Here is a 24,854-nt window from a genome sequence, read left to right as displayed (position 1 = left end):
CGCGGATATCCGGTCAGGCGAAACGGAAAGGAAACCGCGCCGCCGGCCGGCCCGCGCACTGCGCGGCGCGGCCGGCGGCACGAACGCGATGCGCGCTCAGCTGCCCGACTTCTCGAAGCGGCGCAGCAGCTCGTTGCCGCGCGAGGCCGCCGAATCGAGTGCGTCCTTCGGCGATTTCTTCTGCGCCCAGACCTGTTCGAACTCCTCGTCGACGACCGTGCGGATCTGCGGCATGTTGCCCAGGCGCAGCCCCTTCGTGTACGGCAGCGGCGGCTTGTTCAGCATCTGCTTGATCGCGGTTTCGGCGCTCGGGTTCTTCGCGTAGAAGCCCTGTTCGCGCGTCAGGTCGTATGCCGCCTTGGTGACCGGCAGGTAACCCGTGTCCTGGTGCCACTTCGCGGCGACGGCCGGCGATGCGAGAAACGCGAGGAATTTCGCGACGCCCTTGTAGGTCGCCGGATCCTTGCCCGCCAGCACCCACAGGCTCGCGCCGCCGATGATCGCGTTCTGCGGCGCGCCCTTCACGTTCGCGTCGTACGGCATCATGCCCGTGCCGAAGCTGAACTTCGCGAACTTCTGCAGGTTCGCGAGCGCGCCCGACGACGTCGTCATGATCCCGCAGTCGCCGCTGTAGAACTTCGCCGATGCTTCGTCCTTGCGGCCCGCGTAAGTGAACGTGCCGTCCTTCGCCATCTGCTGCAGGAACGACACGTGCGCGATCTGCTGCGGCTTGTTGAATTCGAGCACGGCGTCCGTACCGTCGAAGCCGTTGTTGCGGCTCGCGAACGGCAGTGCATGCCACGCGCTGTAGTTTTCGAGCTGGATCCAGCCCTGCCAGCCGGTCGTGAAGCCGCACGCCATCCCCGACTTGCGCAGTTTCTCGGCATCGTCCTTCACGTCGGCCCACGTCTTCGGCGGCTGGTTCGGATCGAGACCGGCCTTCTTGAACGCGTCCTTGTTGTAGTACAGCACCGGCGTCGAGCTGTTGAACGGCATCGACACGAGATGGCCCGTCTTCGCGTCGCTGTAGTAGCTCGCGATGGTCGGCACGAACGCCTTTTCGTCGAGCGGCACGCCGGCCTGCCTGAACACGTCGTAGACGGGCACGACGGCCTTCTTCGCCTGCATCATCGTGGCCGTGCCGACTTCATAGACCTGAAGGATCGCCGGCGCATTGCCGCTGCGGTAGGCCGCGATGCCGGCCGCGAGCGCCTGGTCGTAGGTGCCCTTGAAGACCGGCACGATCTTGTAGTCGCTCTGCGACGCGTTGAACTGGTCGGCGATCGCGTTGACCCGCTCGCCGAGTGCGGCCTCCATCGCATGCCAGAACTGGATTTCCGTCGCGGCGAGCGCCACGTGCTGCACCCCGAACATCAGCGCGCCGCCGAGCGCGATCGAACGAACCAGTGTCCCCGCAGGCTTCTTCTTCATCGACCTTTCTCCTATGAAAACGTTACCAACAGCGTGTGCAACATTCCCATCGCCATTGAACCGGCGAAGTCTAGTGATCGTTTGTGACAGTCAGTTGTCGTTGATGACGAACAGGCGCTGATACTCCTTCAGCGCGAAGCGGTCGGTCATGCCGGCGATGTAGTGCGCGACGAGGCGCGGCTGCTGCGCGGCGTCGTCGGACTGGTACGGCGGCGGCAGCAACCGCGGATCGTCGATGAACGCATCGAACAGCCCGGTGACGACGCGCTGCGCCTTGCTCGCCATGCGCATCACCTTGTAGTGGCGATAGAGGTTCTTGAAGAGGAAACGCTTGAGGGCGGCCGCCTGGGCGGCAACGGATTCGCTGTGCGACACGAGCGGCGGCGCCGCGCGCACGTCGTCGAGCGATGCCGGCGCGACGCGCGCGAGATTGCGCGTGGTTTCGTCGATCAGGTCGACGATCAGCGTGTTGATGATGCGGCGCACCGTCTCGTGCACGAGACGGCGGCCTTCGAGGTGCGGGAACTCGGCGAGCGCCGCCTCGTAGTGGCGCTGCCACAGCTCGACTTCCGCGAGCTGCTCGATCGTGATCAGGCCGGAACGCAGGCCGTCGTCGACGTCGTGGTTGTTGTACGCGATCTCGTCCGCGATGTTGGCGAGCTGCGCTTCGAGCGACGGCTGGCGGCCCTGCAGGAAGCGCTCGCCGAGCGCGCCGAGCTTGCGCGCATTCTCGCGCGAGCAGTGCTTCAGAATGCCTTCGCGTGTCTCGAAGCACAGGTTCAGCCCGTTGAACGCGCCGTAGTGCTCCTCGAGCTCGTCGACGACCGCCAGGCTCTGCAGGTTGTGCTCGAAGCCGCCATGCTCGCGCATGCAGGCGTTCAGCGCGTCCTGCCCGGCATGGCCGAACGGCGTATGGCCTAGATCGTGCGCGAGCGAGATCGCCTCGACGAGATCCTCGTTCAGGCGCAGGTTGCGCGCGACCGAGCGGGCGATCTGCGCGACTTCGAGGCTGTGCGTGAGACGCGTGCGGAACAGGTCGCCTTCATGATTGACGAAGACTTGTGTCTTGTATTCGAGCCGGCGAAACGCGGTCGAATGGACGATGCGGTCGCGGTCGCGCTGGAATTCGGTGCGCGCCGCCGGTGGTGTTTCCGGATGGCGGCGGCCGCGCGACTGCGACGCGTGTGCGGCATATGGAGCGAGATGGGCTTCCAGCGCCGCCAGTGTCGGCGGCTCGGCCACCGGCGCAGCGGATACGCGGCCGGCTTCGGGCAGTGTGCTGCTGGATGTCTCGCTCACGTCTCCTCCATGTCAGGGGCGCCGGGCATCCGGGCCGCCCGTTAGCGGGTCGTCTGCGCCAGTGTAGCGAATACGGCTTCGTCCGGCGCCTGCGTGATCAACGTATCGCCGAATCGCTTCAGCAGGATGAACTTGATCGCGCCGGCCTCCGCCTTCTTGTCGACGCGCATCAGGTCCATGTAGCGCGCGTCGCCGAGCGCGGGCCCGCGGGTCGGCAGGTGCGCAGCCGCGATCACCGCATCGAGGCGCTGCCGCGACGCTTCGTCGAGCAGGCCGAGCCGCACCGACAGGTCGCCCGCCATCACCATCCCGCAGCCGACCGCCTCGCCGTGCAGCCACTCGCCGTAGCCGAGCCCGGCCTCGATCGCATGACCGAAGGTGTGGCCGAAGTTCAGGATCGCGCGCAGGCCGCCTTCGCGTTCGTCGGCCGCCACCACGCTCGCCTTGATCTCGCACGAGCGCTTCACCGCGTGCGCGAGCGCAGCCGGGTCGCGACGGTTCAGCGCGTCGACGTTCGCCTCGATCCAGTCGAAGAATGCCGCATCGGCGATCGCGCCGGTCTTGATGATCTCGGCGACACCGGCCGCCAGTTCACGGTCGGGCAACGTCGTCAGCGCGCCGATGTCCGCGATCACGGCCTGCGGCTGGTAGAACGCGCCGATCATGTTCTTGCCGAGCGGGTGGTTGATGCCCGTCTTGCCACCGACCGACGAATCGACCTGCGACAGCAGCGTCGTCGGCACCTGGATGAACGGCACGCCGCGCATGTAGCATGCGGCCGCAAAGCCCGTCATGTCGCCGATCACGCCGCCGCCGAGCGCGACGAGCGTCGTCTTGCGGTCCGCGCGGTCGGTCAGCAGGCCGTCGAAGATCAGGTTCAGCGTCTCCCAGTTCTTGTACGCCTCGCCGTCCGGCAGCACGACCGTCGACACGCGCTTGCCGAGCGGCGCGAGCGCCGCGCGCAGCGCGTCGCCGTAGAGCGGATCGACCGTCGTGTTCGTGACGATCGTGACGGAAGAACCCTTGATGTGAGGTGCGAACAGCTCGGCGCGGCCGATCAGGCCGGCGCCAATGTGAATCGGATAGGCGCGGTCGCCCAGGTCGACGTTGACAGTAATCATGCTTGTAGCGGCTTGGCGATGACGCCCGCCAGTTCGAGTTGCATCAGCACCATGTTGACGAGACCGTTGACCGACGGACGGCCGGTCTCGATGACGAAATCCGCGCATTCGCGGTACAGCGGGTCGCGCACTTCATACAGCGCTTCGAGGCGCCCTTTCGGGTCTTCCGTCTGCAGCAGCGGGCGGTTCTTGTCCTTGCGCGTGCGCAGCCACAGGTCGTGCGGGTTCGCGCGCAGGTAGACGACGATACCGTTGCTCTTCAGGCAGTCGCGATTTTCCGGGCGCAGCACCGCGCCGCCGCCCGTCGCGAGCACGATGTTCTCGCGCTGCGTGAGATCGGCGATGACCTGCGTTTCGCGATCGCGAAACCCGGCCTCGCCCTCCAGCTCGAAGATCACCGGAATGCGCGCGCCCGTGCGGGCCTCGATTTCGTGGTCGGAGTCGAAGAACGTCCTGTCGAGACGACGCGCGACCGCACGGCCCACGGTGGTCTTACCCGCTCCCATAAGGCCGACGAAAAATACGTTTGCATGTGGGTCCCGCGCTTGCAACGGCTTCCTCTGCTTCAATCTTGCTGGTGTGTGGCGCAGCTTACTGGCAAAGCGGCTGCCTTGTCGAGCCTGCGCCGGCGGCTTCCGGCCCCGTTTTTTCGGCATCCGCGCTGCCCATGCCGCGTGCATCGCAGCGCGCATCGACGACGGTCGGCGTGATGAAGACGACCAGTTCGCTGCGCTGGTCGCGTTGCGCGCGGTGCCGGAAAAGCGCGCCCAGAAACGGTATTTTGCCCAAGAGCGGCACGCGCGTCACATCGTTCCGGTTCAGTTGCTCGTAGATCCCGCCGATCGCGACCGTCCCGCCGTTCTCGACCTCGACGCGCGTCTGTACGTGCTTCGTATGAATCGCCGGGCCGGCTGCCGTCGGCTCGCCGACGCTGTCCTTCGTCACGTCCAGGTCGAGCACGACGCGCCCGTCCGGCGTGATCTGCGGTTCGACCTCGAGCTTGAGCGTCGCCCGGCGGAACTGCACGCCGCTCACGCCATTGCCCACCTTCGCCTGGTACGGCAGCTCCGAACCCTGTTCGACGATCGCCTTGACGCGATCGGCGGTCACCACGCGCGGGCTCGAAACGATCTGGCCCCGCCCCTGTGCCTCGAGCGCGCTCAGTTCGACGTCGAGCACACGGCTGAGCGGCGCGGCAAACAGCGTGAAGCCGGCGGTCGCCGCTTCGAAGCCGCCGAGCGGCCGCCCAGCAAGGTCGAGCGCGTTGCGCGCCCCGGTCGTGAACGAGGCGCTTTCGCTGGTGCTCTCGCCCGACGGCGGCCGCGCCTGCGCCCTCAGCGCGACACGTGCACCGAGATTGCGCGAAAAGCCTTGCTCGCCCTCGACGATGCGGGCCTCGATCCGGACCTGTCGCGACGGCCGGTCGATCGCCTCGATCAGGCTTGCGATCTGGTCGAGGCGCGGCGCGAGATCGGTGACGAACAGCAGGTTCGTCCGCGGATCCGCCGCCGCGGCGCCGCGCTTCGACAGCAGGCGCTGGCCGGTCGCGCCGGCCAGCAGCCGTTGCACGTCCTGCGCGCGCGGATAACGCAGCGCGAACGTCCGGCTCGCAAGCGGCTCCAGATCCGCGGCCCGCGCGTGCATTTCGAAGCGCTCGCGTTCGCGCGCCGCCAGCTCGGCCGCCGGCGTGACCCATATCACGTTACCCCGCCGCGACATCGCGAGCCCGTGCGTGTCGAGCAGCGTGTCGAAGGCGTCGCGCCAGCGGACATTGTTCAGACGTAACGTGACGGTGCCGCGCACCTGCTCGCCGACGACGATATTGAGCCCGGTGAACCGCGCGAACGCGTCGAACGCGGCCGCAAGCCCCGCTCCCTGCAGATTCAGCGAAATCCGCCGTGCGTCGTCCGCATCGCCCGGTTGCCGCGCCGCGGCGTCGCCCATCCGGGCCGGCGGCGCCAACGGGATCGGCGGCCCCTCCAGCCCGGGTGCCGGGGCGGCGGCCTCCGCCTGAAGCGCCGTGCGCGCCGCCTGGTCGAACGGCGGCGGGCCGGCCTCCGCAGATGCGGGGCCCTCCGCCCCGTCCACCGCGCCTTGGGGCAACGGCAGGCCCGGCACCGGCATCTCCGTCGATGCTGCAGGCCAGACGGCCGGCAGCGGCGGCAACGAGGCGCTTGCACCGGCCGCCGTCAATCCGGCCCAGACGGCGAGCGCCCGACATCCCTGCTTCATCATGGGCGCCTCCCGTCGTCCAGGGCGACTCGGTACGCACCATCCGCCGTCGCGAGCGTCACGGCGACGGGATCGACTCGCACCACCCGCGCGGCTCCGAGGGCTTCGCCGGGCACCAAGGCAGCGAATGCGCCGTCACCGTCGTCGAACAACGCGAGACCGGCACGCCTGTCGCGAATCGTGCCGGCCAGGCGGGCAGCCGCCCCCTCCGTTTCAGGCGAGCCGGCCTCGCCGAACGGATCGGCGCCGGGCGCGTCGGCCAGAACCGGCGCCTCCCCGCCCTTGGACGTCGTCGCCGGTAACCCCGGAAACACGTCGACCGCCATTTCCACACGCGCGGCCTCCCTTCCTCGTTCGACGCGCAGCGTGGTCGGCACCGCCAGCACCGGGAAACGCGCCAGCCATCCGACCATCTGCAGCAACGCGCGAAACCCGCCATCCGCGACGATGCGCACCGAGCGCGGCCCTTCCGGCACTGCCCCCTCAGCGCGCAGCGGTTCGATCGATACGCCGCGCAGCCCGCTCGACGCGGCGCGATCGGCCAGCTCCAGCATCAACGCGGCCCATTCCGGCTCACGCGACGAGCGATCGCCGTCGGCCGCCGCCGGATGCGCGTCGTGTTGCCGTGCAGCGGCTGCGAGAACACGCTGCGCGTCGGCCTCTTGCTTCTGCGCCGCCGCCAGCAACGCGCGGCTGCGCGCGAGCCCGCTCCAGTCCGCGGCATTCGCCAGATGAATGCCGCCCGTCAGCACGGCCGCGAACGCGAGCACGCAGCCTGCGACATGCGCAGTCGCCGGCGACACGCGCCGCACGCCGCTCCGCCATCCGCCGCGATGCGGTGCGGGCCGATGCGCGAGCGCCGTCATGCGCCGCCTCCCGATGCTTTCCGGGACGGCATCGCGTCGTGCCAGCGCAACTGGATCGAGAACCGGAACGGCATCCCGCCGGCAGCGACCGGTGCATCCGGGGCTGGCTTCAACGCATCGATATCGATCCGCCAGCCACGCTGCTCGCGCGCCATCCCAGCGAGCCATCGCGCGGCCGCCCGGTAGCTCACGGCGCGGACATCGAGCACGGCACCCGCCGACGTCGTGCGCAGCGCATCGAGCCGAACCGTGCCGTCGTGCACCTGCGCCAGGGTCGCCAGCAGCCCCGCGACGTGCCGATAAGGTGCGGCACGCGCGGCCGCCTGCGCGTCGCGCTGCGCGACGACGGCCGCCGCATTGGCGGCGCGTGTCGCAGCACCCACCTGTGGCTGCAACTGCCGCAGCCGCGCCTCCGCAATTACGCGCTCCGCATCCACACGCCACCGCGCCCCGCCGGCGGCGCCCGTCCACAGGCCGGCGCCGAGTACGCCGAGCAGAATCGCCGTACCGCACTGCGCGGCCCGACGACGTCGCAACGCCCGCGCCAGCCGCTCCCGGTACGGCAACAGGTTGAAGCCGCCCGGCTCCGCACGGAGGGCCGTCATTCCCACACTCCGCGCAATGCCAGCCCGAACGCAACAGCCAATGCCGGGCCGCCCGGCATGCCGGTAGACAGGCACGATTGCGCGCTCCAGCCCGTGCAGTCGAACGGCACCGCAACCGCGCCGACCACGTCGCCGATCTCGGCGACGGACGTTTCGAAGCGGGCGATACACCGCTCGTCCCCGGCCACGAGGACACAGCACACGGCCCCGAGCGCGCGCCGGCGCAATGCATCGGAAAACACCCCCGGCACCGCGCCGGACAGCGTCAGCACCGGTACGGCCGACGGACCGTCGATTCGCCAGCCTTGCACGCCCGAGTCATGGAACCAGAGCGCCGCGCAGGGGCCCGCCTGCGCGTCGAGTTCGCATTGCGCCGCATAGCGCAACGCACGCAGCGCTGCGGCCGACTCGCCATCGACCACCGTCAGATCGACACCAGCCTGCGCGGCCACATCGACCCGCCGTTCGAGCAGCGCCAGCGAGGCCACGGCAACCTCGATCTCCCCCGCACCGCCGTCCTGCCGCCAGTCGAACGCGAGACTGTCCGGCGCGAGCCCCGAAATGCGTTCGGCCGCCTGCCGCGCGGCGTCCTCGATGTCGTCCCGCCCGGCCAGGTCCAGCATCGCGGTGCGCATCTCGTCATCGTGCAACGCCATCACGCCGCGCGCGCCGCACCGCACGTCGGCCGCCGACAGTCTCGACACGGCCGCGGCCAGCGCCCGCGCAACCGCCGCCCAACGCGCATCCTCCGGACCGCCCGCCAACCCGACCGGCTCCCGCTCCAGCCCCTCGACGCACACCTCGGCGCCCCGGCCGCGCCGGCTCAGCACGACCACCCTCACCTCGTCCGCACCGACGTCGATTCCCGTCGACCGGTGCCCGCCCTGCGCAAACCGCGCTCGCCATCTTCCCGCCATCCCAGCCTCCCGAGATCGTCGCGGCCCACGCCGCGTTTCCGAGACTGATTCTGCAAAACGGCGCGTCGGGCCGACAGTCGGCCTAACGGCCAGCATCCGCTCGCGACGGCCGCGCGCGGGCTATGCTGGAAGTACGCCGGCCCGCGGCTTCAGGGCGGGCGGCCCCCGCGTCAGGACCGGTCTTACCGGGCAGCTATAATCGCGGGACTGTTTTCCGGTATGCCTATGCAATCCACGACTCCTACGTCCCCGCCTCCCGCCCCGGAGCCGAAGAAGCGGCCCTGGTGGCAAAAAGTCCTGCTCGGATTCGCCACGATGTGCGTGGCGCTCGTCGTGGCCGGCGGCCTTGTGCTCGGCTACGCGCTCGTCGTCGCGTGGCCGAACATGCCGTCGCTCGACGCGCTGACCGACTATCGCCCGAAGGTGCCGCTGCGCATCTATACGTCCGATCACGTGCTGATCGGCGAATTCGGCGAAGAACGCCGCGACGTCGTCCATTTCAAGGACGTGCCCGACTCGCTGAAGAAGGCGATCCTCGCGATCGAGGACGCGCGGTTCTACGATCACGGCGGTGTCGACCTCACCGGCATCGTGCGCGCCGGCTTCGTCGCGCTGACGAACGGCCATGCGTCGCAGGGGGCGAGCACGATCACGATGCAGGTTGCGCGCAACTTCTTCCTGTCGAGCGAGAAGACCTACACGCGCAAGATCTACGAGATGCTGCTCGCGTACCGGATCGAGCGTGCGCTGACGAAGGATCAGATTCTCGAGGTCTACATGAATCAGATCTATCTCGGCCAGCGCGCATACGGCTTCGCGAGCGCCGCGCGGGTCTACTTCGGCAAGGACCTGAAGGACATCACGCTCGCCGAAGCGGCGATGCTCGCGGGGCTGCCGAAGGCGCCGTCCGCGTACAACCCGGTCGTGAACCCGAAGCGCGCGAAGGTGCGCCAGGAATACATCCTGCAACGGATGCTCGAGCTGAACTTCATCTCGCGCGAGCAGTACGACGAGGCCGTCGCGCAGCCGCTCGTCGTCAAGGGTCCGGGCCGCGATTTCAGCGTGCACGCCGAGTACGTCGCGGAAATGGTCCGGCAAATGATGTACGCGCAATACCACGAGGAAACCTACACGCGCGGCTTCAACGTCGTCACGACGATCGACTCCGCGGATCAGCAGGTCGCCTATACCGCGCTGCGCAAGGGCATCATGGATTACGAACGCCGGCACGGCTATCGGGGGCCGGAAGGCTTCATCGAGCTGCCGGCCGGCGCCGACGACCGCGAACAGGCGATCGACGATGCGCTGCTCGAACACCCCGACAACGGCGAACTGATTGCAGCGGTCGTCACGGCCGCAAACCCGCGCCAGATCACGGTCGCGTTCATCGACGGCAGCAATACGACGATCGAAGGCGACAACCTGCGCTTCGCGTCGGGCGCGCTGTCGGCCAATGCGCAGCCGAATCGCCGCATCCGCCCGGGCGCGATCGTCCGCGTCGTGAAGAACGACGCCGGCAAATGGTCGATCACGCAGTTGCCGCAGGTCGAGGGGGCGTTCCTGTCGATCGTCCCGCAGGACGGCGCGATCCGCTCGCTCGTCGGCGGCTTCGACTACAACAAGAACAAGTTCAACCACGTCACGCAGGCGTGGCGGCAGCCGGGTTCGTCGTTCAAGCCGTTCATCTATTCGGCGTCGCTCGACAAGGGCCTCGGGCCGGCAACGGTGATCAACGACGGTCCGCTGTATTTCAGCGCGGCCGAAACGGGCGGCCAGCCGTGGGAGCCGAAGAACTACGGCGGCGGCTTCGAAGGCCCGATGTCGATGCGCACCGCGCTGCAGCGTTCGCGCAACCTCGTGTCGATCCGGATCCTGAACCACATCGGCACGAAGTACGCGCAGCAGTACATCACGCGCTTCGGCTTCGACGCGGAACGCCATCCGGCGTACCTGCCGATGGCACTCGGCGCGGGCCAGGTCACGCCGCTGCAGATGGCGGGCGCGTATTCGGTATTCGCGAACGGCGGCTACCGTGTCAATCCGTACCTGATCGCCGAAGTCACCGATCCGAACGGCGCGATCGTCGTGCGCGCGCAGCCGCTCGTCGCCGAACAGAATGCGCCGCGCGCCATCGACGCGCGTAACGCGTACGTGATGAACAGCCTGCTGCAGAGCGTCGCGCAACGCGGCACGGGCGCACGGACCAACGTGCTGAAGCGCACCGACCTCGCGGGCAAGACCGGCACGACGAACGACTCGCACGACGCGTGGTTCGCCGGCTACCAGCACACGCTCGCCGCGATCGCGTGGATCGGCTACGACAATCCGCGCAGCCTCGGCGATCGCGAAACGGGCGGCGGCCTCTCGCTGCCCGTCTGGATCGACTACATGGGTGCCGCGCTGAAGGGTGTGCCCGAGTTCAAGCCGACGATGCCGGACGGCGTCGAATCGCTCGGCGGCGAGCTGTACTTCACCGAGTTCGCGCCGGGTCACGGCTTCGTGTCGACGGTCGGCGTGCCGCAGGCACCGGCCGCGCAAAACGTCGATGCGACCGTGCCGCACGTCGACGAGCAGGAAAAGCAGGACATCATGAACCTGTTCCAGGCGCACTGACCGTCGGCCCGGACATGAAAAAAGCGCCCCGCGGGGCGCTTTTTTCGTTGGGTCACGCATCGGGGCGAGGCCCCGATCGTCATGCGCTGAACGTGATCGGCAGGCCGGCCTGCTGCGTCGCGTATTCGGTGAGCGCCGAGAAGAACTCGGTGCCCGTGCGCGTATCGCGCCATGCGCCGTCGATGAAACGGTAATGGAAACCGCCGGCCTTCGCGGCAATCCACACCTCCTTCATCGGCGGCTGCAGGTTGACGATGATCTTCGAGCCGTTCTCGAACGTCAGCGTCAGGACGCTGCCGTTGCGCTCCAGATCGATGTCGTGATCGCCGTCGTTGGCGTCGTCGACGGTACGCTCGACGGCCGCCAGCACGGCCTCGGCACGGGTCAGGTATTCGGTATCGGACATGCTAAACTCTATCGGTTCAATTGTTCAGGGACGATCATGCGAGTCGTTTTCCGGATGAGCGCGATTGTAGCGGCTTTGGCGATTCTTGCCGGCTGCGGTCAAAGCGGCGCGCTCTATCTGCCCACCGTGCCTCCGCTGCCCAAGCCACTCCAGCAGCAGGACACACCGCCGTCGGACGTGAAGCCGACCGATGAAAACGCGTCGTCCGACAGTGTGCCCGATTCGTCCGGCACGCCGCTCATGCTGTCGCCCGAATTGTCGAGCGGGGCATCCGCCACGGCTGCACCGGCATCGAGCCCGGCTGTCGCGAAGTAACGACGCGCCGTCTGCGCAGGCTCGCGAAACGAGGCGATGACTTCCCGGTCATCGCCTTTTGTTTTTGGCTGCGCCGTCACGCGCGCACGCGCCGCCATCCCCATGCAACCAGCCGCCAGCCGAGCAGCGCGACGACGATCGCCGCATACAGCCTCGGCTGCGCGAGATTGTGCTTGCCGGCCCTCATCCACCAGAAGTGCAGCACACCGAACAGCGCGATCGCGTAGATCGCGCTGTGCAGCGTCGCCCAGTGGCGGCCGAGCCGGCGCACCATCGCGCGCGGCGACGTTGCCGCGAGCGGAATCAGCAGCACGAACGCGGCGAAACCGACCGTGATGAACGGGCGCTTGCCGACGTCCTTCAGGATCGCGACGACGTCGAACCACTTGTCGAACCACAGGTAAGTCGTGAAGTGCAGCGTCGCATAGAAGAACGCGAACAGCCCGATCATGCGGCGAAAGCGCAGCAGCGTGGCGAACCCCGTCATGCGCCGAAGCGGCGTGACGGCGAGCGTGACGCACAGCATCACGAGCGTCCAGAGGCCCGTCGAGCGCGTGATGAACTCGATCGGATTCGCGCCGAGCCGGTCGGTCAGCCCGAACAGCACGAGACGCGTGAGCGGATAAAGGCCTGCCGCGAATACCAGCACCTTGGCCGGCGCGAGCCAGCGCGGCGCAGCGGGGCGAGCAGAGCCGGCCCGCACGGCACGTGCAGCCGGGCCGGCGCCCGCTGCACGCGCGGGCGTCAGCGTCGAAGGAGGCATGTCGTTTCTCACCTTCGCCCTCAGAAATTCTTCTTCAGGTCCATGCCCTGATACATCGACGCGACCAGGTCGCCGTAGCCGTTGAACATCAGCGTCTTGCGCTTCGGCGTGAAAAAGCCGTCCTCGCCGATGCGCCGCTCGGTCGCCTGGCTCCAGCGCGGATGATCGACGTTCGGGTTCACGTTCGAATAAAAGCCGTACTCGTTCGACGCATACGTGTTCCAGCTCGTCTTCGGCTGCTTGTCGACGAAGCGAATCTTCACGAGCGACTTCGCGCTCTTGAAGCCGTACTTCCACGGCACGACGATACGCACCGGCGCGCCGTTCTGGTTCGGCAGCACCTGCCCGTAGACGCCCATCGTCAGCAGCGTCAGCGGATTCATCGCCTCGTCCATCCGCAGCCCTTCCGAGTACGGCCAGTCGAGCACGGGTGTCGACAGGCCGGGCATCTGCGACGGGTCGGCCAGCGTGATGAACTGCACGTATTTCGCATTGCCGGTCGGCTGCACCCGCTTGATCAGCTCGGACAGCGGCACGCCGATCCACGGGATCACCATCGACCATCCCTCGACGCAGCGCAACCGGTACACGCGCTCCTCGAGCGGCGCGAGCTTCAGCAGTTCGTCGAGATCGAACACCTTCGGATGCAGCACCTCGCCCTCGACGCTCACGCGCCACGGGCGCGGCCGCAGCGTGCCCGCATTCTGCGCGGGGTCGCTCTTGTCGGTGCCGAATTCGTAGAAGTTGTTGTAGGACGTGATGTCCTTGAACGGCGTCACCTTGTCGGCCGCGACGAACTTCGGGTTCGTTTTCGCCGCGAGCTTCGCCGCCCGCGCGTCGGGCGACGCATAGGCGGCAAATGCCGCGCCGCTGCCGCCGAGCAGCCCGCCCGCCGCCGCGAGGCCGGCCGCCTGCAACACGCGCCGCCGGTTCTCGAAGACCGCGCGCGGCGTGATTTCGCCGGGCGCGATATCGCCACCGGTCAGTACGTTCAGCAAAGGGCGTTTGATCCACATCGTGCTGCTCCTCCTGCCTGCGCCGCGCGCAGCTTCATGGGCGTTCGACCGGCCTCATCTTGCGCCGTTCGATGGCCGGACCGCCCGTCCGTTACAAAAGAAAACCGCCGGGCACGCAGTGCACCGGCGGTCTCATAGTCGGACGAGCAGCGGGAATCTTACAGCTTGCCGTAGCTGTGCAGCCCGGACAGGAACATGTTGACGCCGAGGAACGCGAAGGTCGTCACGAGCAGGCCCGTCAGCGCCCACCACGCGGCCACCGTCCCGCGCAGGCCCTTCATCAGGCGCATGTGCAGCCACGCCGCATAGTTGAGCCACACGATCAGCGCCCAGGTTTCCTTCGGGTCCCAGCTCCAGTAGCCGCCCCATGCCTCGGCCGCCCACAGCGCACCGAGGATCGTCGCGATCGTGAAGAACGCGAAACCGACCGCGATCGACTTGTACATCACGTCGTCGAGCACGTCGAGCGTCGGCAGGCGATCGGCGAGCACGCCGCGCTCCTTCATCAGGTACGCGACCGACACCATCGCCGACAGCGCGAAGCTGCCGTAGCCGATGAAGTTCGCGGGCACGTGGATCTTCATCCACCAGCTCTGCAGCGCCGGCACGAGCGGCTGGATCTGCTGCGCATCGCGCGCGACCGAGTACCACATCAGGAAGCCCACCGCCGCGCTGATCACCAGCAGCACGAACGCGCCGAGCGAACGCGTCCCGTAGTGGCCTTCGTAATACAGATAGAGCAGCGCGGTGATCAGGCTGAACAGCACGAACACTTCATAGAGGTTCGACACCGGAATGTGCCCGACATCCGCGCCGATCAGGTAGGACTCGTACCAGCGCACCATCAGGCCGGTGAAGCCCATCAGCACGGCAACCCACGTGAGCTTCTGGCCGATCGCGGAGCCCGATTCCGAACGCGCGAGCAGGCCGATCCAGTAGAAGATCGTCGCGAGCACGAACAGCGCGCTCATCCACAGGATTGCCGACTGGCTCGACAGGAAGTACTTGAGGAGGAACGCCGAATCGGCGCGCGCGAGATCGCCCTGGTAGATCTGGATCGACAGCAGCGCCAGCACGGCGATCGACGCCATCATCAGCCGCGCGGGCTTCCAGCGCCAGCCGAGCGCGATGAGCGCCGGCACGGTGCCGATCATCACCGCCTTGTCGTAGTAATCCATGTGCGCGTTGTAGTGCACGAGCGCATAGCCCGCGCCCACCACGAGCGCCAGTGCGAACAGCCAGTCGAGCAACGACAGGCGCGCGAGGAACGGACGATCGTCGAACAGCGGTGCCGTGACCGGCGCCTGGGCCGACGCCCGATGGGAAGAGGAAACTTGCGTGAGATCCATGATGTTACCGGGTGGAATTCTCGGAATCGGAACCGCCGCCGGCAGGCGAACGGGCCGTCGATGCCGCACCGGCCGGCGCGACATCGCGAGGTGCGGCGTGCAAGACGGCACCGGCCGCGTCGCGCGTCTGCACGTATTCTTTCTCGAAATCGAAGGTCTTGCGGGCCGTGGACATTGCCATCACCACATCGACGCCCGAACCGGCGTCCTTCAGCCAGAACCAGAGGCGCCGCTCGCGCACGTAGAACATCGAGAAGATGCCGGCGACCAGCAGCAGGCTGCCAAGATACACCAGATTCTTGCCGGGTGCGCGCGTCAACTGAAATACCGAAGCTTGCACCTGCTTGAATGAGTCAAGCTGCAAATAGACCGGCGATCCATACAAAAAGCTGTCGGATAGCGCGTTGATCGCGTTCTGTACGAAACGGATCGTGTCGGTGCCCTGCTGCGCCGCCGGCTCCCCCGCACGCTCGCGCGCGATCTGCCAGACCTCCCACATCGAGCCTTCGAGCATCCGCAGCAGCAGGCTCGCGGCCTTCTCCTGCTCGGCCTTGGGCACCGAGCGGTCGATGAACGTCGCCACGGCCTGGAAGCCGCCGATCGGCTGGCCGTCGGCGCCGCGGCCGACGCTGTCGTCGCTCGCCGCAAACAGGGTCAGCACCTTCAACGCGCTGTCCTGCAGGCGGCCGCGCAGCGATGCGTCGGTGCCCGGCAGCGAACGCTGCGCGAAGCGCGCGGCGGCTTCGGCGCGCACGGAGGGATCCTCGAGCGCGGCGCGCAGGTGCATCCATTCGCCGATCGAATCCTGGCTGTCGGCCGGAATCCGCATGTAGCGGAACGGGTCGTTCGGGCTCGTGCGCACGCCGGCGAGGAACACGCGCTCGCCGTTCATGTCGACGGGCAGCATGTAGTTGTTGAATTCGCGCGCCTGGCCGTCCTTGCCGCGAATCTTGTACTGCACGGACGGGCCGATGTTGTGGAGCTGCGTCGGCTTCGACGTCTTCGCGCCGGAGCCGAGCCGTTCGTCGAACACTTCCTTCAGCGAGCTCGTCGTCGCCACACCACGCACGTCCGGCTTGCCGTTCGCGTCGGCCATGTTCTCGACGTTGATCGCGCGGAAATCGGCGAACTCGATCGTGTCGCCGTCGGCGCCCGGCATCTGCAGCGGCGCCGAACTGCCGATCGTGCCCTGCACGGGGAAGGTCTTCGCGTTGCCGCCCGTCATCGGATAGGCCGTCATCTGCATCTGCGAGCCGCCGTCCTGGAAGCTCGACTGGTAGATCGACACACCCTTGTACGTGAACGGCTTGTTGACCTCGACGCGCGCCGGGATTTTCCGGCCGGTCTCGCGATCGATCACGACGATGTCGCTCGCGAACAGTTTCGGCATGCCCGTCGTGTAGTAGTCGACGATGAACTTGTTGAGCTGGATCGAGAACGGCAGGTCCTGGATCAGCGAGCCGCTCGGCTGGTTCAGGATCGCGGTCGACACGAACTGGCCCTCGGGCACCCACGCGTAGCCGCGGAACGTCGGGTTCGACGCGGACAGGCGATGGTCGGGCGAGATCTCGCTGATCGTCGCGCTCGTGTTGACCGGGCTCTTGCCGAACATCCACATCTGGAATTTGATCGGCAGGTTGCTGTCGAGCAGGCCGCCGATACAGATCACGACGATCGCGAGATGCGCGGAGATGTAGCCCCACTTGGTCATCGCGCCGCGCTTCGCGGAGATCAGCGTCGCGCCGTCGTTTTCACGCACGACGTGCTTGTAGCCGGCCTTGGTGACGAAGGTGGCGAGCGTTGCCGTGACGGTCGCGCGCGTGCCGGAAGCCGTGTACTCGGCCTTGTGGTGGAAAGCCCGCAGGCTGCCTTCGCGAACCTTGTCCTTCCAGCTCTTTGCATCGGCGAGCATCTTCGGCGCGTTGCGGATCACGCACAGCGAGATCGACACGACGAGGAAGATCAGGATCAGCATGAACCACCACGCGCTGTACACGTTGTACAGGCCGAGCGAGCGGAAGATGTCCGCCCAGAACGGCCCGAACTGGTTCACGTAATTCGGATACGGATCGTCTTGGGTCAGGACCGTGCCGATGATGCTCGCAATCGACAGCACCACCAGCAACGCAATCGCGAAGCGCATCGAGCTCAGCAGCTCGACTGCGCGCTTCGACGCACCCTGACTCGACTTCGACTGCAACCCCGACGTGGTAACGCTCATTCAAACTCCGACTGACAACAAAAAAGGGCAAGGCGGCCGCGACTGCGCGGCGCCCCACCCTTTTCTTGTTCTGACTCCGGCCGCCCTTCGGGCGTCCGGTCATTTCATTCGCGGCTGACCGCTCAACGCAGGCCCGCGATGTAATCCGCGACGGCCTTGATCTCGTTGTCCGACAGCCGCGTCGCGATCTGATGCATCGCCTCGTTGTTGTTGCGCGCGCCGGCACCCTGCTGGAACGCGGTCAACTGCGCGACCGTGTAATCGGCCCACTGCCCCGACAGACGCGGGTACTGGACCGGGAGACCCTGCCCTGTCGGCCCGTGGCAGCTCGCGCAGGCGGGTACGCCCTTCTCCGCGATGCCGCCGCGATAGATCTTCTGGCCGATCGGCACAGTCGCCGCATCGCGTGCGGTGCCGAGCTTCGTCGTCTGCGACCCGTAGTACGCGGCGACGTTGCGCATGTCGTCCGCGCTCAGCGCGCTCGCGAATCCGACCATCACCGCGTTGGTCCGCACCGGCCCCTTCGCGCCCGGCTGCGTCTTGAAGTCGTTCAACTGCTTGACCAGATATTCGGGATGCTGGCCGGCAAGCTTCGGGAAACTGCCCGACGCGCTATTGCCATCGGCACCGTGACACGATGCGCACACCTGCCCGGCAATCGCCTTGCCGCGGTCGAGATCCGGCTTTGCCGCCTCCGCCGCGTTTGCCTCCGCTACGAAACCTACGAACCCTGCTGCAACCTGAAGCACCATCAGAGACTTGCACAGTCGATTCATTCGCACACCCTGTTTCGTCTTGTGGGAATTTGAGGTTCTGCAAAAAACGACGGCGTTCAGTCTACCGCAGAAGCCACATAAAAGCGCGAGGCAGGCGCCCGGTGGCCTTCGGTAAAACCGCCGTATTGTACAATATCGTGTTGAAAGCTCCCGCGCCTATCGGGGCTACCCCGCCTCCACCAAGCGGCTCGCGCCGCCCGTCCTTCCGGTTCCCATGGCCTTTCTGCTCCATCAAGCCCGCTTCTACACGACCGTCAACCATCTGCGCGACCTGCCGCCGACGGTCCAGCCGGAAATCGCGTTCGCGGGCCGCTCGAATGCCGGCAAGTCGACGGCGATCAACGTACTGTGCAACCAGAAGCGGCTGGCCTTCGCGTCGAAGACCCCCGGCCGCACGCAGCATATCAACTACTTCTCCGTCGGCCCGGCCGCCGAGCCCGTCGCGAATCTCGTCGACCTGCCCGGCTACGGCTACGCGGAAGTGCCCGGCGCCGCCAAGGCCCACTGGGAAATGCTGCTGTCGTCCTACCTGGCAACCCGCTCGCAGCTTTGCGGCCTGATTCTGATGATGGATTCGCGCCGCCCGCTGACCGACCTCGATCGCCGCATGATCGAGTGGTTCGTGCCGACCGGCAAGCCGATCCACACGCTGCTGACGAAGTGCGACAAATTGACGCGGCAAGAAAGCATCAATGCGCTGCGGACCACGCAAAAGGGGCTCGATGCGTATCGTGACCAGGGCGTCCAGGGCAAGCTGACGGTCCAGCTGTTCTCCGCGATGAAGCGCACGGGGCTCGACGAGGCGCACGAACTGATCGAGAGCTGGGTGCGGCCGTCCGCCGCCGACGAAAAAAGCGAGCCTGTAGCACAATGATCGGGCAACGCGCGGCCGGGATCGGCGGCGCGCACCTGACGGCGCCTGCGGATTCGGCCGGCTCATAAAAAAACCCGCCGTTGAACGGCGGGTCAAACAGCCTAATCGAAAAACGACAGGCACCCGCTCAGGGAGGAGAAGCGGGGAGCAGCACGCGACGCGTGCCGCTCGATCGCTATCATATACCAACGCTCCCGAAAATGACCGAAGGGTTCCGTAAGGTCCTTCTTGCCCTGATTTCTACCCAATCGCCATGAGCTTTCATCCGCTTCATCGTCCGCGCCGGATGCGCCGCGACGACTTCTCCCGGCGCCTGATGCGCGAAAACCGCCTGACCACCGACGACCTGATCTATCCGGTATTCGTCGTCGAAGGCACCAACGAACGGCAGCCGGTGCCGTCGATGCCCGGCGTCGAACGCGTGTCCGTCGATCTGCTGATGCATGTCGCCGAGCAATGCGTCGAACTCGGCGTGCCGGTGCTGTCGCTGTTCCCGGCCATCGAGCCGTCGGTGAAAACGCCTGACGGCCGCGAGGCAGCCAACCCGGAAGGCCTGATCCCGCGCGCGGTGCGCGAGCTGAAGAAGCGCTTCCCCGAGCTCGGCGTGCTGACCGACGTCGCACTCGATCCGTATACGAGCCACGGCCAGGACGGCGTGCTCGACGAGAACGGCTACGTGATCAACGACGACACGATCGAGATCCTGATCGATCAGGCACGCGCACAGGCGGAAGCCGGCGTCGACATCGTCGCGCCGTCGGACATGATGGACGGCCGCATCGGCGCAATCCGCGAGATGCTGGAAAGCGACGGCCATATCCATACGCGCATCATGGCCTATTCGGCCAAGTTCGCATCGGCGTTCTATGGCCCGTTCCGCGACGCGGTCGGCTCGGCGTCCAACCTGGGCAAGGGCAACAAGATGACCTACCAGATGGATCCGGCGAACAGCGACGAAGCGTTGCGCGAAGTGCGCCTCGACATCGACGAAGGCGCCGACATGGTGATGGTCAAACCCGGCATGCCGTACCTCGACATCGTGCGCCGGGTGAAGGACGAGTTCCGCTTCCCGACCTACGTGTATCAGGTGAGCGGCGAATACGCGATGCTGAAGGCCGCCGCGATGAACGGCTGGCTCGACCACGACAAGGTCGTGCTCGAATCGCTGCTCGCGTTCAAGCGTGCGGGCGCCGACGGCGTGCTCACGTACTTCGCACTCGACGCCGCACGCCTCCTGAAAGCGCAGCGCTGAGCCACGCGCCGGCAGCGCCACGAAAAACGGCGGGACACTTCGGTGTCCCGCCGTTTTCATTTGCAGTCGGTGTACAAGCCACCGACAAGCGTGCGCTACACCGTTGGTACCGCCGCGCGATCGAGACTGCGCAGAAACGTCTCGGCCGCCTGATAGCCGACCACACGGCCGATTTCGTTGCCGTTGCGATCGAAGAAGATGATGCCGGGCGGCCCGAACAGGTTGAAGCGCTTGAGCAGCGCCTGGTCGTCCGGATTGTTCGCGGTGACGTCCGCACGTACCAGATGAAGCTGCGCGAGCCGCGCCTGCACGCGTGAATCCGTGAACGTCAGATGCTCCATCTCCTTGCAGCTCACGCACCAGTCGGCGTAGAAGTCGAGCATCACGGGCTGGCCCGACGTTTTCAGCAGCGTGTCGAGTTCGCCGCTGGAGCGCACCGAAGCGAACGCCGGCCCCTGCTGCCCGGCAGCCGCACCGGCTGCCGACACATCGCCCGACGCGACCGTGCGCGCAGCAAGGACAGCCAGCGGTTTCACGGGGTCGTTGGAGCCCGCTGCAAGACCGACGAGCAGCGTCGCCGCCCAGATCGCGAGCGCAGCACCGAGGCCGCGGCCGAGGCGGCGCCAGATCGACGCGGCGCCGGCATGCGGCGTGAACAGGCCAAGCGCCGCGGCCGCGATGAGCAGCCACAACGCAGCGAGCACCATCTTCAGGCCGCCGGCCAGCACCGGCCACACGATCCACAGCGCGGCCGCGAGCAGCACGATGCCGAAGAACACCTTCACGCCGTCCATCCATGCACCTGCGCGCGGCAGCACCGTACCCGCACCGATGCCGACCACGAGCAACGGCACGCCGAGCCCCAGCCCCATCGCAAACAGCGCGGCACCGCCGAGCAGCGCATTGCCCGTGTGTGCGATGAAAGCGAGCACCGCGAACAGCGGCGCCGTCATGCATGCGCCGACCACCAGCGCCGACAACGCGCCCATCGCGGCAACCGCGACGAAGTGACCGCCCTGTCGCGCGCTCGACACTTCGGCTGCACCGTTCTGCCAGCGCGCGGGCAGCGCGATGTCCTTGCCCGAAATCAGCGACACCGCGAACGCGGTGAGCAGCACGCCGAACGCGCCGAGCACCCAAGGGTTCTGCAGCCACGCGCCGAGGCTCTGGCCGACCAGCGCCGCGGCGATGCCCAGCACCGTATAGACGAGCGCCATGCCGACCACGTACGCCAGCGACAGCGCAAAGCCACGCGCATGCGTCGCGCGCGTGCCCTGGCCGATGATGATCGCCGACACGATCGGGATCATCGGGTACGAACACGGCAGGAGGCTCAGCACGACGCCCGCGACGAAATACAGCGCGACGATCGTGAAGAAGCCATGCCCCTCGAGCAGCGACTGCGCGAAATCGGCGCTCGTGACCTTGTCGAACCAACTGCCCTCGGCAGCCGCATCGCCGGAAGACGAGGCTGCACCCAGTGCGGCGCCGTCGACCTTCACGACGTGCTCGGCGGGCGGATAGCAGATCCCTTCGTCGGCGCAGCCCTGCGACGTCACCGCGAGCTCGAACGGCCCCTGCGCCTGCTTGACGGGCACGTGAACGACGACTTCGTCGCGGTAGGTCTCGACGTTCTTCTGGAACGTCTGGTCGAACTTCACATGGCCGGCGGGGAACTGCGGCTCGCCGAGCGTCGCCTGCCCGCTCTTCACCGCGAACGCGAACCGCTCGCGGTACAGGTAATAGCCGTTGGCGACCTTGAAGCGGACGTCCACCTGCCCCGGCGATTCGCTCGCGCTGAACTTGAACGCCACCGACGGATCGAGGAAATCGTCGGCCGCGCGCGCGACCGACAGGCCGCCGCCCAGCACGAGCATGAACGACAACAGGACTGCGAGGAACCGCAGCGCGCGCACGCGCACGGAAAGCGCCATACCGTTAAACATGAAATAGACGTTGAGTTTCGCTGGTCACCCACTGGCCGTAAGCGGCCGAGGCCGTCGCCTGCCACGAGACGATTTCAGGTGTCTCGTATGGATGATGCGCGAGAATAAATCGCTCCAGTTCGAGCGCCCGCACGGGGCTCGTCTTGAACCGCAACTGGATCTCGTCGGCCGTTTCGACCTTGCCCTGCCAGTGATAGCGCGACCTGATCGCACCGAGCTCCGACACACACGCGGCAAGCCGCGCATCGAGCGCACCGGCGGAAAGCGCTTCGGCGGTCGCGGCATCGGGCACCGTCGTCAGCATCAGCACCACTATCATCCGCGCCCTCCTGGCTGGTCTATCGGCACCTGGCTCCTGCCGACGCGCATTGCCCACCCGGGGGCGCACCGGCTGCCCCGTATCGTAGCGCAGCCCGCGCAACACTGCCGGCACCACCCTGCGACAATCGATCGCAGCCGCCGCTTCAAAAACAAAAAGGGCCAAGCAATTGCTCGGCCCCTTTCAGATACTGCTGCGTACCGGAAGCTTATTCAGCTTCTTGCACGGTTTCCGTTTCGTCGACTTCCGGACGATCGAGCAGCTCGACCAGTGCCATCGGTGCGTTGTCGCCCACGCGGAAGCCGAACTTCAGCACGCGCAGGTAGCCGCCCGGACGGTTCGCGAAACGCGGACCGAGCACGTCGAACAGCTTCGCCACCGAGTCACGGTCGCGCAGGCGGTTGAACGCCAGGCGACGGTTTGCCAGCGACGGCTTCTTGCCGAGCGTGATCAGCGGCTCGACGACTTTACGGAGTTCCTTCGCCTTCGGCAGCGTCGTCTTGATGACTTCGTGCTCGATCAGCGAGTTGGACATGTTACGGAGCATAGCCAGACGGTGGCTGCTCGTGCGGTTCAGTTTCCGCAGACCATGACGATGGCGCATTTCAGTTTCCTTGATTCAAAGTTTTGATCCAGCTCTTCTATCGCACCTCGATGGGTGCACGGGCCGGTAACGAAAAAAGCAAGATGCGGATTTTAAAGGAAAATCCGCATCTTTGCCAACTACAGCAACAGCAGCGCTACAAGCGGGCTTACTTGTCGAGACCAGCCGGCGGCCAGTTTTCGAGCTTCATGCCCAGCGTGAGACCGCGCGAAGCGAGCACTTCCTTGATCTCGTTGAGCGACTTGCGACCGAGGTTCGGCGTCTTCAGCAGCTCGTTTTCCGTGCGCTGGATGAGATCGCCGATGTAGTAGATGTTCTCGGCCTTCAGGCAGTTCGCCGAACGAACCGTCAGCTCGAGATCGTCCACCGGACGCAGCAGGATCGGATCGATCTGCGGTGCACGCGACGGCGCTTCGGCTGCCGTTTCCGTGCCTTCCAGCGCCGCGAACACGGACAGCTGGTCGACCAGGATGCGGGCCGATTGACGGATCGCTTCTTCCGGCGTGATCACACCGCTCGTTTCGATGTTCATCACGAGCTTGTCGAGGTCGGTACGCTGCTCGACACGTGCGCTTTCGACCGCATAGCTCACGCGGCGAACCGGCGAGAACGATGCGTCGAGGACGATGCGGCCGATGATCTTGGCCGTGTCTTCGCCGTAGCGACGGACGTTGCCGGGCACATAGCCGCGACCCTTTTCGATCTTGATCTGAACGTCGAGCTTGCCGCCCTTCGACAGGTGCGCAATCACGTGATTCGGGTTGATGACTTCGCAGTCGTGAGCCAGCTCGATATCGCCGGCCGTGACAACGCCTTCACCTTCCTTGCGCAGCGTAACCGTCACTTCGTCACGGTTATGCAGCTTGAACACCACGCCCTTCAGGTTCAGCAGCAGGTTGACGACGTCTTCCTGCACGCCATCCAGCGTCGAGTACTCGTGCACCACGCCCGCGATCGTCACTTCGGTCGGCGCGTAGCCAACCATCGACGACAGCAGCACGCGGCGAAGCGCATTGCCCAAGGTATGGCCGTAACCGCGTTCGAACGGTTCCATGACCACCCTCGCGTGGTTCTCGCCCAGCGATTCCACGGCGATGATCTTGGGTTTCAGCAAACTGGTTTGCATGGGCTTTCCTTTTCAATACCCTCGGCTCGTTACACCGATAAGGCTGACCGGTAACAACCAGAAAATAAACAGCCGAGGCCCCTCCTTGCGCAACGCAATCGGGGTACCTCGGCCGTCAATCGGATTAACGCGAATACAATTCGACGATCAGGCTTTCGTTGATGTCGCCTGCGATTTCAGCGCGTTCCGGCATTTGCTTGAACGTGCCTTCGAACTTCTTCGCATCGACTGCAACCCAGCTCGGCATGCCGCCTTGCTCGGCCAGCGACAGCGCTTCGACGATACGCGCTTGCTTCTTCGCCTTTTCGCGGATCGCGACGATGTCACCCGCCTTCACTTGCTGCGACGGGACGTTTGCGACGACGCCGTTCACGGTGATCGACTTGTGGCTCACCAGCTGACGCGCTTCAGCGCGGGTCGAGCCGAAGCCCATGCGATACACGACGTTGTCGAGGCGCGACTCGAGCAGTTGCAGCAGGTTTTCACCCGTGTTGCCCTTGCGGCGGTCGGCTTCAGCGAAGTAGCGACGGAACTGACGCTCCAGCACGCCGTAAATGCGCTTGACCTTCTGCTTTTCACGCAGCTGCGTACCGTAGTCGGACGTACGTGCGCCCGAGGTACGGCCGTGCTGGCCCGGCTTGCTGTCGAGCTTGCACTTGTCGGCGAGCGAGCGGCGCGCGCTCTTCAGGAACAGGTCGGTGCCTTCACGGCGGGACAGCTTGGCCTTAGGGCCGATATAACGTGCCACTTTGCATTCCTTTATCAATCAGTCACGCGGATCGAAATCCGCGCTAGTTCGCTCC

23 protein-coding genes are annotated in these 24,854 nt (G+C 66.3%); 4 read left to right on the top strand and 19 right to left on the bottom strand.

Going from position 1 to position 24,854, the window contains the following annotated elements; genetic code table 11:
• Positions 1–96: 96 nt before the first annotated feature.
• From ugpB to PQB87_RS02000, 8 genes are all read right to left on the bottom strand, one after another.
• Positions 97–1,431, bottom strand: a complete 1,335-nt coding sequence (ugpB, locus tag PQB87_RS02035) for a sn-glycerol-3-phosphate ABC transporter substrate-binding protein UgpB (RefSeq protein ID WP_048025746.1) — start codon at positions 1,429–1,431, stop codon at positions 97–99.
• A gap of 90 nt (positions 1,432–1,521) precedes the next feature.
• Positions 1,522–2,730, bottom strand: coding sequence for a deoxyguanosinetriphosphate triphosphohydrolase (locus PQB87_RS02030; RefSeq protein ID WP_021162708.1), 1,209 nt, complete (start codon positions 2,728–2,730; stop codon positions 1,522–1,524).
• Between the two features lie 41 nt (positions 2,731–2,771).
• Positions 2,772–3,851, bottom strand: a complete 1,080-nt coding sequence (aroB, locus tag PQB87_RS02025; protein ID WP_027788565.1) for a 3-dehydroquinate synthase — start codon at positions 3,849–3,851, stop codon at positions 2,772–2,774.
• Entirely contained in the window at positions 3,848–4,402 is a 555-nt protein-coding gene (gene aroK, locus PQB87_RS02020; protein WP_027788566.1) for a shikimate kinase AroK, read from the bottom strand. The genes aroB and aroK overlap by 4 nt, the downstream gene beginning before the upstream one ends.
• A 40-nt stretch (positions 4,403–4,442) precedes the next feature.
• On the bottom strand, positions 4,443–6,086 hold the full coding sequence (locus PQB87_RS02015) for a type IV pilus secretin PilQ (RefSeq protein ID WP_301863000.1): 1,644 nt from the start codon (positions 6,084–6,086) through the stop codon (positions 4,443–4,445).
• Positions 6,083–6,949, bottom strand: a complete 867-nt coding sequence (locus tag PQB87_RS02010; RefSeq protein ID WP_301862999.1) for a pilus assembly protein — start codon at positions 6,947–6,949, stop codon at positions 6,083–6,085. The genes PQB87_RS02015 and PQB87_RS02010 overlap by 4 nt, the downstream gene beginning before the upstream one ends.
• Positions 6,946–7,554 (bottom strand): fimbrial protein, encoded by a 609-nt coding sequence (locus PQB87_RS02005; protein ID WP_489242502.1) that lies wholly within the window; start codon positions 7,552–7,554, stop codon positions 6,946–6,948. Before PQB87_RS02005 ends, PQB87_RS02010 begins: the two co-directional genes overlap by 4 nt.
• Positions 7,551–8,471 carry a type IV pilus biogenesis protein PilM gene (locus PQB87_RS02000; RefSeq protein WP_233345699.1) on the bottom strand — a complete coding sequence of 307 codons (921 nt, stop codon included), beginning with the start codon at positions 8,469–8,471 and terminating at the stop codon, positions 7,551–7,553. The genes PQB87_RS02005 and PQB87_RS02000 overlap by 4 nt, the downstream gene beginning before the upstream one ends.
• A 225-nt stretch (positions 8,472–8,696) precedes the next feature.
• Here PQB87_RS02000 and PQB87_RS01995 point away from each other — a divergent pair, with 225 nt between their 5' ends.
• On the top strand, positions 8,697–11,084 hold the full coding sequence (locus tag PQB87_RS01995) for a penicillin-binding protein 1A (protein ID WP_153487753.1): 2,388 nt from the start codon (positions 8,697–8,699) through the stop codon (positions 11,082–11,084).
• A gap of 79 nt (positions 11,085–11,163) precedes the next feature.
• Here PQB87_RS01995 and cyaY read toward each other — a convergent pair whose 3' ends face one another.
• A complete protein-coding gene (cyaY, locus tag PQB87_RS01990) occupies positions 11,164–11,490 on the bottom strand; it encodes an iron donor protein CyaY (protein ID WP_021161744.1) in 327 nt (108 codons plus the stop codon).
• Positions 11,491–11,526: 36 nt separating this feature from the next.
• Here cyaY and lptM point away from each other — a divergent pair, with 36 nt between their 5' ends.
• Positions 11,527–11,805, top strand: a complete 279-nt coding sequence (lptM, locus tag PQB87_RS01985; RefSeq protein WP_021161743.1) for an LPS translocon maturation chaperone LptM — start codon at positions 11,527–11,529, stop codon at positions 11,803–11,805.
• A gap of 76 nt (positions 11,806–11,881) precedes the next feature.
• On the opposite strand, the gene msrQ is transcribed toward lptM, so the two are convergent.
• From msrQ to PQB87_RS01960, 5 genes are all read right to left on the bottom strand, one after another.
• Positions 11,882–12,568 (bottom strand): protein-methionine-sulfoxide reductase heme-binding subunit MsrQ, encoded by a 687-nt coding sequence (msrQ, locus tag PQB87_RS01980; RefSeq protein ID WP_111943190.1) that lies wholly within the window; start codon positions 12,566–12,568, stop codon positions 11,882–11,884.
• 20 nt (positions 12,569–12,588) lie between these two features.
• Positions 12,589–13,584, bottom strand: a complete 996-nt coding sequence (gene msrP, locus PQB87_RS01975) for a protein-methionine-sulfoxide reductase catalytic subunit MsrP (RefSeq protein ID WP_027788573.1) — start codon at positions 13,582–13,584, stop codon at positions 12,589–12,591.
• 158 nt (positions 13,585–13,742) lie between these two features.
• Positions 13,743–14,933, bottom strand: coding sequence for a c-type cytochrome biogenesis protein CcsB (gene ccsB / locus PQB87_RS01970; protein ID WP_021161740.1), 1,191 nt, complete (start codon positions 14,931–14,933; stop codon positions 13,743–13,745).
• 4 nt (positions 14,934–14,937) lie between these two features.
• On the bottom strand, positions 14,938–17,154 hold the full coding sequence (locus PQB87_RS01965; RefSeq protein ID WP_233345698.1) for a cytochrome c biogenesis protein ResB: 2,217 nt from the start codon (positions 17,152–17,154) through the stop codon (positions 14,938–14,940).
• A gap of 122 nt (positions 17,155–17,276) precedes the next feature.
• On the bottom strand, positions 17,277–17,930 hold the full coding sequence (locus tag PQB87_RS01960; protein ID WP_027788576.1) for a c-type cytochrome: 654 nt from the start codon (positions 17,928–17,930) through the stop codon (positions 17,277–17,279).
• Between the two features lie 214 nt (positions 17,931–18,144).
• On the opposite strand from PQB87_RS01960, the gene yihA reads away from it, so the two are divergent.
• Positions 18,145–18,804, top strand: a complete 660-nt coding sequence (yihA, locus tag PQB87_RS01955; protein WP_021161737.1) for a ribosome biogenesis GTP-binding protein YihA/YsxC — start codon at positions 18,145–18,147, stop codon at positions 18,802–18,804.
• Positions 18,805–19,057: 253 nt separating this feature from the next.
• The gene (hemB, locus tag PQB87_RS01950) at positions 19,058–20,056 is read left to right on the top strand and encodes a porphobilinogen synthase (RefSeq protein ID WP_021161736.1); all 999 of its coding nucleotides are present in this window, start codon (positions 19,058–19,060) and stop codon (positions 20,054–20,056) included.
• Between the two features lie 95 nt (positions 20,057–20,151).
• Here the strand turns inward: hemB and dsbD are convergent, their stop codons facing one another.
• From dsbD to rpsD, 5 genes are all read right to left on the bottom strand, one after another.
• A complete protein-coding gene (gene dsbD / locus PQB87_RS01945; protein WP_489242501.1) occupies positions 20,152–22,002 on the bottom strand; it encodes a protein-disulfide reductase DsbD in 1,851 nt (616 codons plus the stop codon).
• Positions 21,995–22,321 (bottom strand): divalent-cation tolerance protein CutA, encoded by a 327-nt coding sequence (gene cutA / locus PQB87_RS01940; RefSeq protein ID WP_489242827.1) that lies wholly within the window; start codon positions 22,319–22,321, stop codon positions 21,995–21,997. Before cutA ends, dsbD begins: the two co-directional genes overlap by 8 nt.
• A gap of 208 nt (positions 22,322–22,529) precedes the next feature.
• Positions 22,530–22,925, bottom strand: a complete 396-nt coding sequence (rplQ, locus tag PQB87_RS01935; protein WP_027788579.1) for a 50S ribosomal protein L17 — start codon at positions 22,923–22,925, stop codon at positions 22,530–22,532.
• 148 nt (positions 22,926–23,073) lie between these two features.
• Positions 23,074–24,051: a DNA-directed RNA polymerase subunit alpha gene (locus tag PQB87_RS01930; RefSeq protein ID WP_006477176.1), complete on the bottom strand. Its 978-nt coding sequence runs from the start codon at positions 24,049–24,051 to the stop codon at positions 23,074–23,076.
• 124 nt (positions 24,052–24,175) lie between these two features.
• Positions 24,176–24,799 carry a 30S ribosomal protein S4 gene (rpsD, locus tag PQB87_RS01925; RefSeq protein ID WP_021161733.1) on the bottom strand — a complete coding sequence of 208 codons (624 nt, stop codon included), beginning with the start codon at positions 24,797–24,799 and terminating at the stop codon, positions 24,176–24,178.
• Positions 24,800–24,854: the final 55 nt, after the last annotated feature.

Source organism: Burkholderia sp. KL41, from assembly GCF_057005415.2.
Note: the sequence above shows the minus strand (reverse complement) of the source record. Positions and strands in the feature narration are given on the sequence as shown.